Annotated in this window: 18 protein-coding genes; 7 read left to right on the top strand and 11 right to left on the bottom strand. The window is 65.3% G+C overall.

Features of this window, described 5'->3' with window-relative positions; genetic code table 11:
• Nucleotides 1–64: 64 nt before the first annotated feature.
• From AC1VON_RS26830 to AC1VON_RS26810, 5 genes are all read right to left on the bottom strand, one after another.
• Nucleotides 65–1,099, bottom strand: a complete 1,035-nt coding sequence (locus tag AC1VON_RS26830) for an ABC transporter substrate-binding protein (protein WP_172349568.1) — start codon at nt 1,097–1,099, stop codon at nt 65–67.
• An 89-nt stretch (nt 1,100–1,188) separates the two neighbouring features.
• Entirely contained in the window at nt 1,189–2,103 is a 915-nt protein-coding gene (locus AC1VON_RS26825; protein ID WP_483125439.1) for a sugar phosphate isomerase/epimerase family protein, read from the bottom strand.
• 23 nt (nt 2,104–2,126) lie between these two features.
• A complete protein-coding gene (locus AC1VON_RS26820) occupies nt 2,127–3,671 on the bottom strand; it encodes a mannitol dehydrogenase family protein (RefSeq protein ID WP_483125438.1) in 1,545 nt (514 codons plus the stop codon).
• Nucleotides 3,668–4,450 carry an SDR family oxidoreductase gene (locus AC1VON_RS26815; protein ID WP_172349571.1) on the bottom strand — a complete coding sequence of 261 codons (783 nt, stop codon included), beginning with the start codon at nt 4,448–4,450 and terminating at the stop codon, nt 3,668–3,670. Before AC1VON_RS26815 ends, AC1VON_RS26820 begins: the two co-directional genes overlap by 4 nt.
• 78 nt (nt 4,451–4,528) lie before the next feature.
• Entirely contained in the window at nt 4,529–5,422 is an 894-nt protein-coding gene (locus AC1VON_RS26810) for a MurR/RpiR family transcriptional regulator (protein ID WP_172349572.1), read from the bottom strand.
• A gap of 119 nt (nt 5,423–5,541) precedes the next feature.
• Between AC1VON_RS26810 and AC1VON_RS26805 the strand changes: the two genes are divergently transcribed.
• Nucleotides 5,542–6,729, top strand: coding sequence for a Gfo/Idh/MocA family protein (locus AC1VON_RS26805; RefSeq protein WP_483125437.1), 1,188 nt, complete (start codon nt 5,542–5,544; stop codon nt 6,727–6,729).
• A gap of 27 nt (nt 6,730–6,756) precedes the next feature.
• Here AC1VON_RS26805 and AC1VON_RS26800 read toward each other — a convergent pair whose 3' ends face one another.
• Nucleotides 6,757–7,227 (bottom strand): NUDIX hydrolase, encoded by a 471-nt coding sequence (locus tag AC1VON_RS26800; protein WP_483125436.1) that lies wholly within the window; start codon nt 7,225–7,227, stop codon nt 6,757–6,759.
• Between the two features lie 185 nt (nt 7,228–7,412).
• On the opposite strand from AC1VON_RS26800, the gene AC1VON_RS26795 reads away from it, so the two are divergent.
• A complete protein-coding gene (locus AC1VON_RS26795; protein WP_172349575.1) occupies nt 7,413–7,943 on the top strand; it encodes a sterol desaturase family protein in 531 nt (176 codons plus the stop codon).
• Between the two features lie 20 nt (nt 7,944–7,963).
• Here the strand turns inward: AC1VON_RS26795 and rsgA are convergent, their stop codons facing one another.
• The 3 genes from rsgA to AC1VON_RS26780 form a co-directional block, all read right to left on the bottom strand.
• Entirely contained in the window at nt 7,964–8,998 is a 1,035-nt protein-coding gene (gene rsgA / locus AC1VON_RS26790; RefSeq protein ID WP_483125435.1) for a ribosome small subunit-dependent GTPase A, read from the bottom strand.
• 453 nt (nt 8,999–9,451) lie between these two features.
• Nucleotides 9,452–10,699 (bottom strand): DNA polymerase IV, encoded by a 1,248-nt coding sequence (dinB, locus tag AC1VON_RS26785; RefSeq protein ID WP_483125434.1) that lies wholly within the window; start codon nt 10,697–10,699, stop codon nt 9,452–9,454.
• A 118-nt stretch (nt 10,700–10,817) separates the two neighbouring features.
• Entirely contained in the window at nt 10,818–11,234 is a 417-nt protein-coding gene (locus tag AC1VON_RS26780; RefSeq protein ID WP_483125433.1) for a winged helix-turn-helix transcriptional regulator, read from the bottom strand.
• 108 nt (nt 11,235–11,342) lie between these two features.
• Here AC1VON_RS26780 and AC1VON_RS26775 point away from each other — a divergent pair, with 108 nt between their 5' ends.
• From AC1VON_RS26775 to AC1VON_RS26760, 4 genes are all read left to right on the top strand, one after another.
• Nucleotides 11,343–11,930 carry a dihydrofolate reductase family protein gene (locus AC1VON_RS26775; RefSeq protein WP_483125432.1) on the top strand — a complete coding sequence of 196 codons (588 nt, stop codon included), beginning with the start codon at nt 11,343–11,345 and terminating at the stop codon, nt 11,928–11,930.
• A gap of 123 nt (nt 11,931–12,053) precedes the next feature.
• On the top strand, nt 12,054–12,935 hold the full coding sequence (locus AC1VON_RS26770; RefSeq protein WP_483125431.1) for an SDR family oxidoreductase: 882 nt from the start codon (nt 12,054–12,056) through the stop codon (nt 12,933–12,935).
• A gap of 105 nt (nt 12,936–13,040) precedes the next feature.
• Nucleotides 13,041–13,982 carry an alpha/beta hydrolase gene (locus AC1VON_RS26765; protein WP_483125430.1) on the top strand — a complete coding sequence of 314 codons (942 nt, stop codon included), beginning with the start codon at nt 13,041–13,043 and terminating at the stop codon, nt 13,980–13,982.
• A 190-nt stretch (nt 13,983–14,172) separates the two neighbouring features.
• Complete coding sequence (locus tag AC1VON_RS26760) at nt 14,173–15,102, top strand: sigma-70 family RNA polymerase sigma factor (protein ID WP_483125429.1); 930 nt, start codon at nt 14,173–14,175, stop codon at nt 15,100–15,102.
• Nucleotides 15,103–15,123: 21 nt separating this feature from the next.
• Here AC1VON_RS26760 and AC1VON_RS26755 read toward each other — a convergent pair whose 3' ends face one another.
• Both AC1VON_RS26755 and AC1VON_RS26750 read right to left on the bottom strand, forming a co-directional pair.
• Nucleotides 15,124–15,885 carry an alpha/beta fold hydrolase gene (locus AC1VON_RS26755; RefSeq protein ID WP_483125428.1) on the bottom strand — a complete coding sequence of 254 codons (762 nt, stop codon included), beginning with the start codon at nt 15,883–15,885 and terminating at the stop codon, nt 15,124–15,126.
• A gap of 105 nt (nt 15,886–15,990) precedes the next feature.
• Nucleotides 15,991–16,905 carry an alpha/beta fold hydrolase gene (locus tag AC1VON_RS26750; RefSeq protein WP_483125427.1) on the bottom strand — a complete coding sequence of 305 codons (915 nt, stop codon included), beginning with the start codon at nt 16,903–16,905 and terminating at the stop codon, nt 15,991–15,993.
• A 115-nt stretch (nt 16,906–17,020) separates the two neighbouring features.
• On the opposite strand from AC1VON_RS26750, the gene AC1VON_RS26745 reads away from it, so the two are divergent.
• Nucleotides 17,021–17,923, top strand: coding sequence for a LysR family transcriptional regulator (locus tag AC1VON_RS26745; protein ID WP_483125426.1), 903 nt, complete (start codon nt 17,021–17,023; stop codon nt 17,921–17,923).
• Nucleotides 17,924–17,928 lie beyond the last annotated feature (5 nt).

The raw sequence follows: 17,928 nt of genomic DNA, 5'->3' as shown, positions 1-17,928 counted from the left end.
AGCGCCAATCTGAGTGGCGAGGATGGCAGTTCGCCGTCCTCGCCATGCAATTCAAAGCCCAGACTTACTCGCCCGGGCCCTTGCAGGCCACGATCTGGTCCTTGGTGTATGTCGTCCAGTCCGGGATCGAGATCGAGACCGGCCATTCGGGGCTGAGCGACGGGTCGGCGGCGGCCTTCAGCTTGGCCTTGCCTTCGTCGGTGGCGTTGTCCCACAGCTGCGGGTCGACCAGCACGGTCTGCTGTGCCGGCTTCTTGCCGTCGAGGATCTGCAGGGCCAGCGTCACGCCCGCGCCGCCGATCGAACCGGGGTTGGTGACGGCAGCGCCGACGAGGCCCTTGACCGAGCTCAACTGGCCGACGAAGCCGGCATTGTCGGCGCCGACCACCGGCACCAAAGGCGCCTGCGATTCAACCAGCGCGTCGACGATGACGTTGTCGATGCCCGACGTCCAGACGCCGTTGAACGGCGTGCCGGTGGCGAGGAACGACAGCATCTGCTGCTTGGCCTGGTCCTGCTGCCAGCCGGTGAAGACTTCCTGCGCGACCTTCACGTCGGGGAATTCGGCCAGCGCCTTCTTGAAGCCCTTGTCACGATCGCTGTCGGCGGAAGCGCCGGCGGCGCCACGCATGTAGAACACCTCGCCCTTGCCGCCCATCTGCTGGAACAGCCACTTGGCGCCGAGATAGGCATACTGCTCCTGGTTGTTGGAGATGATGTAGGCCGACGGTTCGGTGACCGCCTGGTCGACGGCGACGACGACGATGCCGGCCTTGGTGGCTTCTTCCAGGCCCGCCTTGATGCCGGCCGGATCGGCGGGGTTGACGACGATGGCGTCGACCTTGGCGCTGATCAGGTTGCGGATGTCTTCCAACTGGCCGGCGGCGTCGGTGTTGCGGTGCGCGATGTTGAGCTTGGCGACTTCGCCCGAAGCCAGCGCCTGCGCCTTCATGGCGCAGACCATCTCCTCGCGCCAGCCATTGCCCTGCACGGTGTTGGAAATGCCGATCGTGTATTTGCCGGCGGCCGACGAGACGCCCACCGAGGCCAGCAAGGCCGCGCCCGCAAGCAACGGAACCATGGTCAGGATTTTCTTCATTTCAGTACTCCTCCACATTGTTTTTCAGTTTCAGTTTCAACCTGTTGAAACACGCCGCTGACAAAGTGAGTCATGCGGCGCGCCCTCATTCATTTGACGAAGGGGCGCAGCACGTCGCGGGCGAGCAGGAAACCGCGCTTCACCTTGTCGTCGCTGCCTTCAAATCGCCTGTCCTCGTGTTCGATGATGACGGATCCATCATAACCGGCGCGGTAAAGGCCGGAGAAGAAGCCGCTCCAGTCGACATCGCCCAGCCCCGGCATGCGCGGCACCTGCCAGCCTATGCCGGCCGAAAGGATTCCGCGCTCGTACAAACCATCATGATCAATCATCAGGTCCTTGGCGTGGACATGCAGCATGTAGGGACCGAACTCCCTGATGAAGCGGGCCTGGTCGATCATCTGCCAGACCAGGTGCGAGGGGTCGAAATTCATGCCGACATCGCCGCCCCATGTCTCCAGGATGCGGCGCCAGACCTGCGGCGAATAGGCGATGTTATGCCCGCCCGGCCACTCGTCATGGCTGAAGATCATCGGGCAGTTCTCGAAGGCGAGTTTCACCCCGTGCCCGCGCGCATAGGCGACGATCTCGGGCCAGATCTTCAGCGCGTCCTGCCAGTTGACGTCGACCGTCTTGGATGCATCGCCGCCGCAGAAGGTGTTGACGACCGGCACGCCCATAGTGGCGGCCAGCACGATCACCTTCTTCAGATGGCCGATGACCGCCTCGCGATGCGCGGCATCCGGGTGCAGCGGATTGGGATAGTAGCCGAGGCCTGAGACAGTGAGGTTCTTCTGCGCCAGCGAGGCAACGATTTCCTTGGCCTGCGCGGGGGAGGTGCCATCCGCATCGATGTGGCTGGTGCCGGCATAGCGGCGGGTCGCGCCGGATGTTTTCGGCCAGCAGGCGATTTCCAACGCCTCGAAGCCGGCGGAACTCGCCCAGCCGGCAACCTCGCCAAGCGACGTCTGCGCGAACGGTGCCGTAAGCACACCAAGTTTCATCATGCCTCCCCTAAAGCCAGTGCCTATAATGCCGATTGTTTGGATCGCTTCAACCTCGCGACCTCATCTTGTTCAAGACCGCGCCTGACAGCAGCCATCGGATCGTCCGAGAGCAGCTCGCCAAGCGCCGAGGTCACGGCCTCGCGAAACGTAGCGTTGGCTGCGAGGCCAGGGTCGAAAATCGTGTCGATCGCGAGAATGGCGGAGGCCAGCGCCGGTGCATCGCGCCCGGTCGTGTCCGCGATCTCGGCGACCTTGCCGGCATAGGGGTCCGACACCGGCCAGCGTTTGCCGAAGCGGGCCGAGGCCTGGACGAGGTAGGCCATCCAGCCGGCGACCGGTACCGACAGAAGGCCGATGCCCTGGCCCATGGCAAGGCGGTCGCGGATCGGGTTGAGCAGGCGCTGCACGATCTTCTGCGAGCCGTCGGTGGCGATCTGGTGGTTGCGGTGGCGGATCGCCGTGTTCCTCAGCCGGCCAAGGCTTTGCTCGACGTAGGCCAGCGGCTCCATGCCGGGCACCGGCATCAGCGTCGGCAGCGTTTCCTCGACAAGCATGCGGTGCACGAAGACCGACAGCAGCGGGTCGGCGATGGCATCGAATGTGTGTTCAAGCCCGGCCAGGACGCCGAGGGTCGCAAGCGTCGTCTGGGCGCCGTTCAACACCCGCATCTTGAGATGCTCGAACGGCGTCACGTCTTCGACGAAGGTCGCGCCGGCCAGATCCCAGCGCGGCATGCGGCCGGCGAATTTCTTCTCGATCACCCATTGCCGGAACGGTTCGCCAACGGCAACGGCGGTATCGCGGTAGCCGAACCATTGCTCGACGCTGTCGAGATCGTCCTGCGTCACCGCCGGTGCGATGCGGTCGACCATGGCCGAAGGGAAGGCGGCATTGGCCGCGATCCAGTCGGCCAGGCCATTGCCGCGCCGTTCGGCAAACGTGCGCACGACATTTTCGAGGATGACGCCGTTGGTCGGGATGTTGTCGCAGGAGAGCAGCGTCAGCTTCCGGCCATGCGTGGCCCGGCGCAATTCCAGCGCCCGCGTCAGTATGCCGGGCACGCTGCGCGGTGCTTGCGGGTTGGCGAGGTCGTGAACGATGTCAGGGTGGCCGAGGTCGAGCGCGCCGCTGGACGGGATGTGGCAATAGCCTTTTTCCGTCACCGTCATCGTCACCAGTTCGATGTCGGGAGAAGCCAGTACGTCGAGCGCCGGCGTGGCACTATCCTGGCTGTCGACCACTTCGACGATGCTGCCGATGACGCGCGCCTCGACATGGCTGTTCTCGCGGATCAGCCTCGTATAGAGCCCGCCCTGCCGGCCGAGCGTGTCGGCAAGGTGAGGCGGGCGGATGTTGATGCCGACAATGCCCCAGCGGCCGAACTGGAGCGAGAGCAGATCGTCCGTGTATTCGGCCTGGTGGCAACGGTGAAAGGCACCGACGCCGAGATGCGCCATGCCCGGGGCCAACGCAGCGCGGTCATAGGACGGTGTCTGGACAGCCGACGGAAGCCGGTCAAGCAAGGCCGGCCCAAGTGTTTCCGGCGATTTGGGAGCAGCGTTCACCGGTTCGCCCCGATCACCGACTGCTCCTGATCGATGACGGCGCCGGTCATCGGCCCGGCCGCGTCGGAAAGAAGGAAGACCGCGAGGCTGGCGATATCGCCTGGCTCGAGCAGCCTGCCGAAAGGCTGCGCGGCGCTGGCGGCGTCGAGCCAGCCGGGGCCATGGCCGAGCGTTTCGGACTGCATGATGCGTTCGGCCGGCGTGTCGGTCCAGCCGACATTGATGCCGTTGACGCGGATGCGGTCGAAACGGTGGGCGTTGGCGGCGTTCTTGGTCAGCGTCGCCAGAGCGCCCTTGGTGGCGGAATAGACGGCAAGCTCGGGCGAGCCGCAATGGGCGTTGATCGACAGGATGTTGACGATGGCGCCGCGCTCGCCGCGCTTCTTCATGTCGGCGATGGCCGCCTGCATCAGGAAGAAGGGCGCGCGCGCGTTGACGGCGAACAGCGAGGCCCAATCGTCGAGGCTGGCATCGAGGAAGGAGGCGCGGTCGGTCAGCCCCGCCGCGTTGACGAGACCGTCGATGCGGCCGAAGCGCTCGACGCAGGCCTGCGTCAAAAGGGCAGGAGCTGCCGGGTCTCCGAGGTCGGCGGCCACGAAGACAGTCGGCGTGCCCAGCCGCGAGAGCTCCGCCGCCACCGCATCGCCACGCGTCTTCTCGCGGCCGGTGACCAGCAGCCCGGCCGCGCCGGAGCGCGCCAGCGTCTCGGCGATGGCCCGGCCGATGCCTTGCGTCGACCCGGTGACCAATATCACCTTGCCGTCGAGCCTGATCTCCATTCCTCCTCCCGGAACAAAGTTTCTATTTTTTGAAATATGGAATGATAATTCCCGATAGTCAATTGTGCCAGCACCACCTCATGTGCCGCGCTTTGCCGCGACGCCTTGGACCAGTGCCATGCCGACCGCCAGCGACGCCGCCAGCGAGCGGAAGCCGGCGAAGTCGGATTCCACCACCTCCAGCCAGCTGTCCGACAGCCGTATCAGCGGGCTGAAGGTGCTGTCGGTGATGGTGACGATGCGGGCCTTGCGCTCATGCGCCACCGCGACGAGGTCGGGTGTGATCGAATTGTAAGGGCTGAACGACACCGCCAGCACGGCATCGCGCGCACCAATGCAGCCGACCTGGTCGAGCGCGGTGGAGCCGACATTGTCGACCAGCACGTTGCGCACGCCCTGCTGGGAGAGCGTCAGCGACAGATAGGTGGTGACCGGGAAGGCGCGCTTGGAGCCGATGACATAGATCAGGTCGGCGGCCGCCAGCACCTCCACCATCTTCTCGAAACTCTCGACGTCGAAGCCCGCCTCGATGCGGCCAAGCGAGGCCTGCGAGGCGCCGACCATGCCATGCAGGAAATGCAGGAGAGCATTGGGTTCGGCCTCGGTCCGCTGCTCGCCGCGCCCGTCCGGCCATGACCCCTTGATGTGCTCCTTGAACAGGCCCTGGAAATCGGAAAAACCGGAATAGCCGAAGATCTGCGCGAAGCGCACCAGTGTCGATGGCTGCACGCCGGCCTGTGCCGCCACCTGGGCGATGGTGCCGAGCGCTACATCGCTCGGATGCTGCCACAGGAAGATCGCCACCTGGCGCAGGCGCTTGGGGAAATGTACCGTGCCGGATGACAGCACGGCGCGCAGTTCCTCATAGGTCTGCGGCTGGATATAGCCCAGTGCCGCCAGCGAGCGCCCGCGCTTACGTGTCGCCGCCTCGTCGCTGAGAGACCGTCCCGATGATTTGCCCGCCCCACTCATGATGTTCAGGCTAGCGCGGCACAATCGTATTACAATATGGAAATTGGAAATTATGTTCGAAAGTGGTAGCCGAGCTTGAGGCTTGGCGCGTCGCCAATGATCTGCCCGGAGGAGAAAACATGGTCTACGCAACATCGGATGGGTCGGCGGGCAAGCGCCTGAGGGTCGGCATGGTCGGCGGCGGCCGCAATGCCTTTATCGGCGCGGTGCACCGGTTGGCGATGCGCCTCGACGACCAGATCGCGCTGGTGGCAGGCGCGCTGTCCTCCGACCCGGAGAACGCCGCCGCTTCGGCCGCCGAGATCGGCATCGCGCCGGAACGCAGCTATGCCGATTACCATGCCATGGCCAAGGCCGAAGCCGCGCGGCCTGACGGTATCGAGGCGGTGGTCATCGTCACGCCCAACCATCTGCACGCGCCGATCGCCACCGCCTTCCTCGAGGCCGGCATCGACGTCATCTGCGACAAGCCGCTGTCGACGACGCTCAGCGATGCCGAAGCGCTGGTGGCGTTGGCACGAGCAAGACAACGCCGCTTCGTCGTCACGCTCAACAACACCGGCTACGCCATGGTGCGGCAGGCGCGCGAGATGGTGATGGCGGGCGAGCTCGGCCGCATCGTGTCGGTGCATGGCGCCTATATCCAGGACTGGCTGACCAAGCCGATCGACGCCGAGGGCCAGAAGCAGGCGGAGTGGCGCACCGATCCGGCAAGGGCAGGGCAGTCGGCGGTGCTGGCCGATATCGGCGTGCATGCCTTCAACCTGGCGAGCTTCATCTCCGGCCGCGAGGCCGAGGCGGTCTCGGCCGACCTGTTCACCGCCGTGCCCGGGCGCCGGCTCGACGACAACGCGCATGTGCTGGTGCGCTGGACGGAGGGCGCGCGCGGCACGATCCTGGCCAGCCAGACCTCGCCTGGGCACTACAATGATCTCTCCGTGCGCATCTATGGCGACAAAGCCGGGCTCGAATGGTCGGGCGGGCGGCCGGAGGAACTGCGCTTTTCGCCCTATGGCGAGGAAACCCGCACGCTGGTGCGCGGCGGTCACGGATCGACGGCGGAAGCGCGGCGCGTGTCGCGCATGCCGGCGGCGCACCCGGAAGGCTATATCGAGGCCTTCGCCAATTTCTACCGCGACGCCGCCGACATTATCCGTGCGCATCGCTCCGGCGGCACGGTCGATCCGGAACGCGCGGCACAGGTGCCCGACGTGGTCGATGGCGCGCGGGGTGTGAAGTTCGTCGCGGCGGCGGTGGAGTCGAACGCGGCGGGCGGGGCCTGGACGGCGGCAAGGTTTGGAGGATGACAGCGGATCTCTCGACAAGCGGGGAGATCACTCAACTCCCAGCTGCTTCGCCAAATCAGCCAGCATCGGGCGTTGCCCCTGGACAATCTTGGCCTCGGCCTCGGACAGGCCGAACCAGCCGGCCCTGTCGACCTCCGGGAACTCTTTCATCGACCCAGACCGCGGCGGCCATTCCATCGTAAAGCTGTTGCTCTTGATGCTCGTCATATCGATCTCGGTGTACGCTTCGACCGACCAGGCGATGACGATCTTGCCGCCCGGTTGCTTGTAGTCGCCAAGGCGCGTGAAGGGGCCGTCGACCGTGATACCGAGCTCTTCCCCGGTCTCGCGTCGTGCCGCCGCGAGATCATCCTCGTTCTCCTCGACGAGGCCTTTCGGGATCGACCAGGCGCCATCGTCCTTCTTTGCCCAGAATGGGCCGCCGGGATGAACCAGAAGCACTTTGAGTTCGCCATTGTTTCGACGATAAATCAGCAGGCCCGCACTGCGTTTTGCCATGATAGCGTGTCCGTTTGCCGTGCTGGTGCGAGTCGGCCGATTCCGCAGGGATGATGGTTGCCGAACTTGCACCGGGAAATTGCGACGCTATGTCAGATGCTTCTGCATTGCACCTCACCCGCGAGTTAGGCAATCTGATAGCATCGTTTCTGGGGCGGCGTCGAAAATCGGATGGGACGTCCGGAATGCAACTGAGTCTGATCGGCTACTACAGCGACTTCGTGGTCTATCCCTTGGTAATCGCCCTCCTGGGGGTGGCCGGGCTGATCGAGGCCGGCGAAGAGAGCGCGCCGGAATGGATCGGCACGGTGCTGATCTGTCTCGTTCTGTGGACCTTGATCGAATACGTCCTGCACCGCTTCGTCCTGCATCACGTTCCCTACATCAGGGATCTGCACGACCGTCATCATGTCGAGGAGCGCAGTCCGGTCGGCACGCCGACCTGGCTGAGTCTCGGCGTGCATGCGTTGATCGCACTGCCCGTCTGGCTGATCTCGGATTTCGCGACCGCCAGCGCGGTCGGCTGCGGGCTGATGCTGGGTTATCTCTGGTACATCAGTGTTCACCACATGATCCACCACTGGCATCCCGCCCATCCCAGCTATCTCTACACGCTCAAGCGCCGCCACGCGGTGCACCACCATATCGACGACAACGCCAATTTCGGCGTGACGTCGCTGTTGTGGGATCGGGTTTTCGGCACGGCGCGGCTTTAAGGCGGCAGTAGGGCAGTGGTTCAGCGCCGCTTGCCGCGGCCGGCGGGGGACTTCGCTCCGCGCGGCCCGCTCTGCACTGGCGTGTTGTGCTGGTTTTCTTCGGACAGTTTGCGCCAGCGGGCCAGGCGCTCGGGATCGAGCGTGCCGGCCTTGATGGCAGCCTGCACCGCGCAGCCCGGTTCGTGCACATGGGTGCAGTCGCGGAACTTGCACAGCGGGGCAAGCTCGGTGATCTCGGCAAACAGCGTGTCGATGCCGTAGCCGACGTCGCTGACCTGCAGCGTGCGCATGCCCGGCGTGTCGATCACCCAGCCGCCGCCGGCAATGGCATGCAGCGACCGCGCCGTGGTGGTGTGACGTCCCTTGGCGTCGTGTTCGCGAATGGCTCCGGTCTGCTGCGGCGATTGCTGCGCCGATCCAGCCAACGTGTTGACCAGCGTCGATTTGCCGACGCCGGAGGAACCGATCAGCGCCACCGTCTGCCCCGCGCCGCACCAGGCGGCGAGGGCGGTCGCGGCATCCGCTATGCGCGGGTTCAGCGTCACCACGGCCAATCCGCGCTGCAGCGCGGCGGCTTGGCGTTGATACGCCTCGGCGTCTTCAGCCGTGTCGGCCTTGGTCAGCAGGATGACGGGTGTCGTTCCGGCCTCGTTGGCCAGCGCCAGATAGCGCTCGAGCCGCGCGATGTTGAAGTCGGCATTGCAGGAGGTGACGATGAACAGCGTGTCGACATTGGCCGCGGCCAGCTGCGGCACCCGGCCGCCCTGGGCGCGGCGCTCCAGAACCGTCTTGCGGGTCAGGCGGCGCTTCACAAGCTGATCATGCGGCTCGACCAGCACCCAGTCGCCAACGGCATAGTCGCCGGTGGTGGCCTGCGGCGGCAATGTCAGGTCGGTTTGCCCTGCCTGGTACAGGCCGCTCAGGCGGTCACGATGCACCATCGCGATGCGGGTCGGGATCAGGCTTGCCTCGCCCGATTCGAGCTGATCGGCGAAGAAATCCGACCAGCCAAGGTTGACAAGCGATGGTGACGAGGCGGGGGAGGAGGCCGTCAAGGCTTCGACCAACGGTACGGCGTCGCAGACATCGGACAGTATCCCGGCAAGAAGAGGTGTGGCGCGGACAACGCCTTTCGGGGGCGATCCGCCCGCGCTGTTGTATGGGCGGCATGGCGGGATTTGGCAAGCATCTCACGGCGAGAGGGCCTGGCTCGGGTGCATTCCGACCATTCGCGGCCACAAATCATACGTCCAGCGACGTCGATTGTCGCGATGATCACCGGGCGAGCCTCAAGACGCGCCAGGCCGGAGTCCGCACCTTCTTGACAAGCTGTGCTGGCCGGATGTTACTGCCGCCAGCCGCTTGGGCTGGGGACTTTGCCGTGAAGAAGACATATCAGAAGCCGGTCTTGGTGAAGCGCGAGCTGCTGTCCGCCGTGACCGCCGCGCCTGCCACTTCCGGGCGTTGATCCGGAAGCCGTGGGGCGAGGGGGCTGACGCCTCACGCGCTCACAGCTCCTTTTCCGCCAATTCCCTGAATTCGTCGGGCACGGAGCGCGCTGCTTCCAGCGCCACCGTGCCGTAGCCGACCGCCTGTTTGCCGAAGCGCTCGCGGATCTTGTCGATGGCGCGGTCGGCGCCGAAGCGAGCGAGGCCTTTTTTGCTGCCCGGCCGGCGCTTCTCGTCGGCGAGGCCAAGCGGCAGGTCGAGTTGCAGTTCGGCGTTCTCCTCCAGATGCGAAACGGAGATCGCCAGCAGCGAGATCGTCTTTTCCCGGGGATGGTCGGCGAGTAGGCCACGCACCAGGTCCTGCGCGATTTCGGCCAGCATGGTGGTCGCCGAGATCGGCTGGTCCAGCGTGATCGAGCGTGTGACGGCGCTGAGATCGGCAAAGCGCACCCGCACCGTCACCGTGCGGCCGGGCCGCGCCTTGGCGCGCAGGCGGCTGGCGACGCGGTCGGCCAGGTGCAGCAAGGTCGGCTCGATCACCCGCGCCACGGCGGGTTTCTGGCCAAGCGCCGATTGCGCACCGGCCGAGTGTGCCCGGCGCTTGGGTTCCAGTTTTCTCGGGTCGCGGTTCCACGACAGGGCGGCAAGCTTTTCGCCGGCGGCGGGGCCGAGCAGCCGCGTCAGCGCGCCGCTATGCGTCCTGGCCAGCTGGCCGATGGTCTCGACACCGATCTCGGCCAGCCGCGCTTTGGTCGCCGGGCCGACGCCCCACATCAGGGAGACCGGCAAATCGTGCAGGAAGGCGAGTTCGGTGCCGGGGGCGACCACCACCAGCCCGTCGGGCTTGGCGACCTGCGAGGCGATCTTGGCCAGGTGCTTGGTGCGGGCCACGCCTATCGAGATCGGCAGGCCAAGTTCCGTGCGCACGCGGCGGCGGATCGCCGTGGCGATCTCTGCCGGTTGCCCGAACAGATGCGTGCAGCCGGCGACGTCGGCGAAGGCCTCGTCGATGGAAATGCGCTCGACCACCGGCGTGAAATCGTCGAGTACCTTGATCGCCGCGTCGCCCAGCCGCTGGTAGTGGCTGAAATTGCCGCCGACGAAGATCAGCTGCGGGCAAAGCTCGCGCGCCTTGCGCCCCGGCATGCCGCCGCGCACGCCAAAGGCGCGCGCTTCATAGGAGGCGGCGAGCACCACGCCGCCGCCGACAGCGATCGGCTTGCCGCGCAGCGACGGGTCGAGCAGCTGCTCGACCGAGGCATAGAACGCATCGAGATCGGCATGCAGGATGGTGGCTGTCGTTTCCATCCCGACCGCTCATCCGCAGTTGCTGATAGATGCGAACAGATAGAGAACAAAAGGTGATTGTTGTCAAGGGAAACCGTTTACCGAAACCCGTTCCCTTGAGGGAAAGGAGAGGCAGCGCCTAGACAACATGCTCCGCCCGCAGCGCGGCCTTCATCCGTTCCAGCGCCGGCTCGCCGCCGGCCGCCAGTTCGTCGGCAAGCCGGGCCAGGTGATCGTCGGCCTTGCGGTGCTTGCTGCCCCAGGCGCCGAGCGTGGCCAGCACCGGCAAAAGGTCGATGCCGGCCTCGGTCAGCCGGTAAATCGCCTTCAGCCCATGGCTCGGGTCGACGCTGCGGGTGAGGATGCCTTCGTCCTGCAGCGTCTGCAGCCGCTCCGCCAGCGTGCGTGAGGAGATGCCTTCATCGGACTGCAGGAACTCGCGAAAATGCTTTTTCCCGGCGAAGACCAGGTCGCGGATGATGAGCAGCGTCCAGCGGTCGCCAAGCAGTTCCAGCGACAGGCTGATCGGACAGCCGGATCTTTCACGCGTCGACATGTCTATGCTTCCATTTTTAAATCACTTTACTATTGACATCATTTTTGGCTTGCGTCAATAGTTCCAAAAGTAAAGCAATAGCCTTTTGATCCTGCAGGGGAGACGACGATGAAGAAGCTCATCCTTCAGATGCAGATGTCGGTCGACGGTTTCGTCGGCGCCCATGAGGATCATGGCTGGCAGCTCTGGGAGTGGGGCGACGACAGCGCCTGGGACGAGGAGCTGAAGCGGGACTTCAACGCCGTCTTCGCCGGCATCGACACAATCCTGCTCAGCCGCAAGATGGCCGAGGAGGGGTATCTGACCCATTGGGGCAATGCGGCGAAGAGGTTTCCGGCCGATCCGTTCCACGCCTTCGCCCAGCGCATCGTGGAGGCCCGGAAGGTGGTGCCGAGCGGCAGGCTGAAAACCTCGCGCTGGGAGCGCACGACGGTGGTCAGTGGTGACCTGCCGCGCGAAGTCGAGGCACTGAAGGCGGGCGAGGGCGGCGACATCGCCGTCTTCGGTGGTGCCGGCTTTGCGTCGGCGCTGATCGCGGCCGGGCTGGTCGACGAGTTTCAGCTGTTCATCAACCCGGCGGTGCTGGGCGCGGGACGTCGTATCTTCGAGGAAGGCGGTTTCCAGAACCTGCTTCTGCTCGGCTCGAAGGCCTATGCCTGCGGCATGGTGGTCAACCGTTACGCCCCGGCAGGGTGATTGGGGGCACGAAGGTTTCAGTCAAAAAAACTGTTTGGGGAGAATCCTTTGCCCTCGTCTCTTCGTCTTCAGGGTGCGGTCGCCGCTGTGGCGCCCGTCTCAATCCCAGACGGAGAGAAGACGATGATCCTGGTGACGGGCGCCACGGGCCTGAACGGCAAAGCGATCGTGCGCGAGTTCGCGCGGCAGAAACATGAGGTGAGGGCGCTGGTGCGCGATCCGAAGCGGGCGTCCGTGGCGGGACTCGGCGGACTTGCCGGCGTCGAACTGGTCGAGGGCGACATGCGCCGGGCGGAGACGCTGGGCGCGGCGCTCGACGGTGTCGACCGCGTGCTGATGATTTCGACCGCCGCCGAAGACATGACGGAGACGCAGTGCCGTTTCGTCGATGCCTGCAAGCAGGCCGGCGTCGCGCATGTGGTCAAGTTTTCCGGTGCCGAATCCAACATCGGCTACGATGCGACGAGGTTCCGCTTCACGCGCATGCATGAGGAGGTCGAACGCTATCTGGAGGGAGCCGGCATGGCCTGGACGCATCTGCGCCCCAGCCAGTTCATGCAGGTCTACCTGCGCGACGCGCCGACCATTGCCGCCGAGGGGGCTTTCTACCTCGCACTTGGCGAGACCGAACTGTCACCGGTCGATGTCGAGGATATCGCCAAGGTGGCCTTCCGGCTGTTGCGCGATGGCGGCCATGAGGGGGAGAGCCTCGACATGACCGGGCCAGAGGCGCTGACCATGAGCGACATCGCGGCGCGTATATCGCAAGCGATCGGCAAGCCGGTCCGCTATGTCGATGTCAGCCCCGCGGAGCGGCGGCGCAACCTTTTGGCCGCCGGCATTCCGCCCGGTTTCGCCGATGCGCTCGACGAGCAACTGGCCGAGCGGCTGCGGCGGCCGAAATCGCGGGTGCATCTGGCGACGCACGACATGTTCGGGGTGCGTGCAACGCCGTTCGTCGAATTCGCCCAACGCCAGGCGGCCATGTTCCGGGGCGAGGCTTAGCCGAGCCTTGGAAAAAGCATCCGCGGCCGCGTATCCTTTTTGCCCGCCCGTCCGTCTCTGCTTCTCGAAGGTCGCAGTCGGCGATCCGTAACCCGGGAGACCATCATGGCGAGCACTGAGAGCGAGGCAAACAGGAACCACTACGCGGCGATCGCCGCCAATGCGGGCAAGCTGACCAGCCCGCAGGCGATCATCGACCACAACGACACGCATTGGACGGCGCTGACCGGCGAGCCGGGCGGTGTCGACTATAGCGAGGTGGATGCCGGCGGCGTGCCGGCGCTATGGATCGTGCCGAAGGGCGCCGACGCGCAGCGCGTGCTGTTCTACGCCCATGGCGGCGGCTTCATCGGCGGTTCGGTCCACACGCACCGCAAGCTGGTCGGCCATCTGGCCAAGGCCGTCGGCTGCCGGGCACTGGCATACGATTATCCGCTGGCGCATCAAGCCAAGCATCCGGCCCAACTCGAGGCGGCGATGGCCGCCTGGAACTGGCTCATCGACCAGGGCGTCGACCCTAGGCATGTCGCGCTTGCCGGCGATTCCTGCGGCGCGGTGCTGACCTATGGCGTGCTGCAGCGGCTGCGTTCGCAAGGCCGGCCGTTGCCAGCCGCCACGCTGATCATCTCCGGCTGGTTCGACATGGCGCTGACCGGCGCCAGCTACGAGACCAACCGGAAGAAGGATCCAGCCTTCGCCAGGGAGGCCGTCGACTGGCTGGTGACCAACTTCATCGGCGACCGCGACCGGCTCGATCCGGAGGTCAGCGCGCTCTACGCCGACTTGAGGGGCTTTCCGCCTGTGTTCCTGCAGGCCGGTGCCGACGAGACGCTGGTCGACGAAAGCCGCATGTTCGCCGAGCGCGCGCGGCAGGCGGGCATCGAGACGCGCCTCGATGTCTTCGACGGCATGCTGCACTCCTTCCAGATGATGGCCGGCCGGGCGCCGGAGGCCGATGACGCGATCGGCCGCTTGGCCGCATGGGTGCGGCCGAGGCTGGGCCTGCCGGATGCCGTCAACATGGCGGCCGGCGAAAGGGCGGCGTGACCATGCGCCGGCTGAGCCGGGCGAGCTTCGCGCTTGTGGATGTGCCGCGCTTGCGCGATGCTGCGGTGACGTTAGAGCAGTTCACCGTTTCACGGAAACGGCGAACTGCTCTAACTCTTTGTTTTGACGCAACTCCGAACGGAAAACCGCTACACACTTTTCCTGGAATTGCTCTAAGCGACGTGCCGCGATGAACCAGCAGATCCGCACATCCCATGAAACGAGGCAAGGCATCGAGCCGCGCCTCGATCCCGAAGGCCTGTTCGACCTGCGCTACAGGGCATTCCTGGAGACGGTCTCGCATTTGCGCGTCCGTCTGCACCGCTACTGCGCGCGCATGACCGGCTCGGCTCTCGACGGCGAGGACATCATGCAGGAGGCGCTGTTCGAGGCCTACCGCAAGATCGGGCTGCTCGACGATGCACAGGCATTGCGGCCATGGCTGTTCCGCATCGCCCATAACAGGTGCATCGACTTCATCCGCACCCGTCGCACGCGGCTCAAGGCCGAAGCAGGCTATGCCAGCGATGAGATCGTGCTGCCCGTCGAGCCCGCCGGTGCGGGCGCCGGCCGCGCCATCGAGCGGCTGGTGGTGCACCTGCCGCCGAAGGAGCGCGCCTGCGTGCTGCTCAAGGATGTCCTCGACCATTCGCTGGAGGAGATCGCCGACCTGGTCGGCTCGACATCGGGCGGCGTCAAGTCGGCGCTCAATCGTGGCCGCGCCAAGCTCGCCGCTCTTCCGGCGCAACCGGTCGCGGCACCCGCGCACGACCCCGAACTGGCGCGGCTGCTCGGCCGCTATGTCGAGCTCTTCAATGCCCGGGACTGGGACGGTGTGCGGGCACTGACCAGCGCCGATGCCCGGCTGCGGGTTTCGGACTGCTACAATGGCCTGCTCTCCCGCTCGCCCTATTTCGTCGAATACGAGCGCGGCGAGCCGTGGCGCATGCGGCAAGATGCGATCGAAGGGGAGACCGTGCTGGTCGTCGACAGGCTGCAGGGCGAGGCGTGGCGGCCGGCCTATCTGGTGCGCATCCATGCCGATGGCGGCGTCATTGATCGCATAGCAGACTATTATGCCTGCCCCTGGATCCTGGAGATGGTCTTGGCGGACGGGTGACGGACCTATCCGGCCCGCGTCCTATTTCACGGAGTTGGCCGCCGCCAGAATGACATCGGCCACCTCGCGCGGTTTGGAGAGCATCGGAACGTGGCTGGTCGCAAGCTCGGTCACCTCAGCGCCTATCGCCTTGGCCATCGCAGCTTCGGCCGCTGGCGGTATCATGCCGTCGTTGCTGGCGACGATGTAGAAGCTCGGCTTGGTCTCGTAGGCGGCGGCCGTGAGCTTCTCGTCGAAGATACCGGCAAAGGGCGGACCTTGCGTGGCTGCGATCAGGCTGATTTCCTGTGGCGGCAGGTCCTGCGCGAAATGTTTGGCGACGCCTTCGGCGCTTAGCCTGACATAGCCGCCGCTATCGGCTTCCAGGGCGCTCGCCCAGGGCAGCGGCGGCTGACCCTTGCCAAGATCGTTCACCGACACGCCCTTTGGCGGTGCGAAGGCGGCGACGTAGACCAGCGCCTTGACCTTGTCGTTCACGCCCGCCTGACTGATGACGACGCCGCCCCAGGAATGGCCGACCAGGATGACCGGACCCGGCTGGGCATCGATGACCCGCCTGGTTGCGTCGACATCGGCGGCCAGCGAGCTCAACGGATTCTGCACCGCCACCACATTGAGCCCCTTGGCCTCCAGCAAGGGGATGACCTTGCTCCAGCTCGAGCCGTCGGCAAAGGCGCCATGCACCAGCACGACCGTTTTCTTCGGCGCGCCGGCGGCCGAAGCCGGCGCGGCCATCGCCATCAGGACGGCGGTTCCCGACAAGAGAAGATGCGACAACGACATCGAATGGCTCCATTTTTGTCGTGAGGGCCGCCTTGCGGGGGACAACCCATCGGATTCGTTCATGAGATCGGTTTCAGCAGGCCCGAGATGATCGCCGGTCGGTTGTTACCTGGCGAGGAAATCGGTGATGAGCTTGACCGTGGCATCCGGGTTCTCTTCCATGATCCAATGGCCGGACGCGGGCACGATGGCGCCCGTCACGTCCGACGCGACGAACCGCAGGATGTCGGCCTGTGACGTGCCTGCCGATTTCTCCGCGCCGGCCGCGAGCACCGGCATGGGCAGCTTGCCGCCGGCGGCAAGCATCGCCTGGTTGTCGATGGCGTCCTGGTCGAATGCCTTGAACTGCTCGAAGGCGTCATGCATGGCATGCGGCCGCGCATAGAGTTTTGCGTAGTGGGCGCGCGTCGCCTCGTCGATCTTCTTCGGGTCGGCCGACAGTTCGTTGTAGAAGCGGTCGAGGTAGATGCGCTCGCGGCCCGCGACCAGCCGCTCCATGTCGGGGCCGCGGAAGTTGAAGTGCCAGAGCAGCGGGCTTTGCTTGATCTTGTCCCAGTCACCTATGCCCGGCAGCGGTGCGTCGATGACAACCCATTTCGTGATGCGCTTCGGATATTGCGCGGCCAGCGCATAGCCGACCATGTTGCCGATGTCGTGCGTCACCAGGTCGGCCTTGTCGATCTTCAGCGCATCCATCACGCCGGCGATGTCGATTGCCTGGTTCTTCTTGGCGTAGCCGCTGTCCGGATGCGCCGAAAGGCCCATGCCGCGCAGGTCCGGTACAATCACCGTGTGATCCTTCATCAGCTTTATCGCCGCCGGTGCCCACATGTCGCCGGTATCGCCGAAGCCGTGCAGCAGAATGACCGCGGGCCCTTGTCCGCCGACGCGCACATGCAGGCTGGTGCCGTTGGTCTCGATCGACTGGGTCTTGAAGCCCGCCGGAAACGGGATCACCCGCGCCGAGGCCGGAGCGGCGAGTGACAGCAGACCAAGCACGATAACCAAAGGACGAAACATGATGCATTACCCCGAGCTTTTGTGGCCGCCTATCGCGGTCCTTCCAACTATGGCACCATGCCCTTGATTTCGTTAGGCGTCGGTCGCCTGATTGTGAATTCGGGAACGCCGAACAATGCTAAAGCTTGAAGCCGCCGCCGCGTTTGTCGCCGTAGCGGAATCCGGTTCGATCAGCGAGGCGGCCAGGCGCATGAGCCTGTCCAAGTCCGTCATCAGCGAGCGGCTGTCGGAGCTCGAGCGCAGCCTCGGCACAAAGCTGCTGGACCGCACCACCCGCAAACTCTCGATCACCGAAGCGGGGCGGGGCTTTTACGAACGCGCCAAGCGCATCCTGCAGGAGGTGGCCGATGCGAGCGCCGAAATCGCCGAACATCGCGGCGAACTGGCCGGGCCGCTCAGGATATCGGCGCCGACCAGTTTCGGCATCCTCCATCTCGGCCCAGCGCTGTATGGCTTCCTGGCCAGACACCCGGGAATCGAACTGACGCTTGATCTCGACGATCGTTTCGTCAGCATGGTGGCCGATGGCTACGATGCCATCGTGCGTCACGGGCCGGTCGTCGATGACGGACCTATCATCGTCAAGAAGCTGGCTTCCAGCGAGCGCTTCCTGGTGGCCTCGCCGGATTATATCGAGCGGTTCGGACGACCCGCGACCACCGACGACCTGAAATGCCACAAGGGGATCATCTATTCCATCCGGGGCGCCGCCGACTGGCGCTTCAAGATTTCGCGGCGGCTGGTGACAATCCGTCCGCAAACCGCGCTGCGCGTCAACAACGGGATCTTGATGCGCGACGCCGCTCTTGCCGGCCTCGGCCTGGCATTGCTCCCCGCCTACTTCATCCAGACCGAAATCGCCGACAAGCGATTGACGGTCGTCGATGTCGGCGCCGAGCCGCAAGGAGCCACCATCTATATCGCCTATCCCGAGGATAGGCGCGGATCCGCCAAACTGCGCGCGCTCACCACATGGCTACGCGATGCCTTTGGCCATCCGCCCTATTGGGAGGCTTGAGCGGC

It is taken from the genome of Mesorhizobium sp. HAY1-8B, from assembly GCF_056868045.1.
The sequence above is the reverse complement of the archived record's forward strand: the minus strand, read 5'-3'. Positions and strand labels throughout refer to the sequence as shown.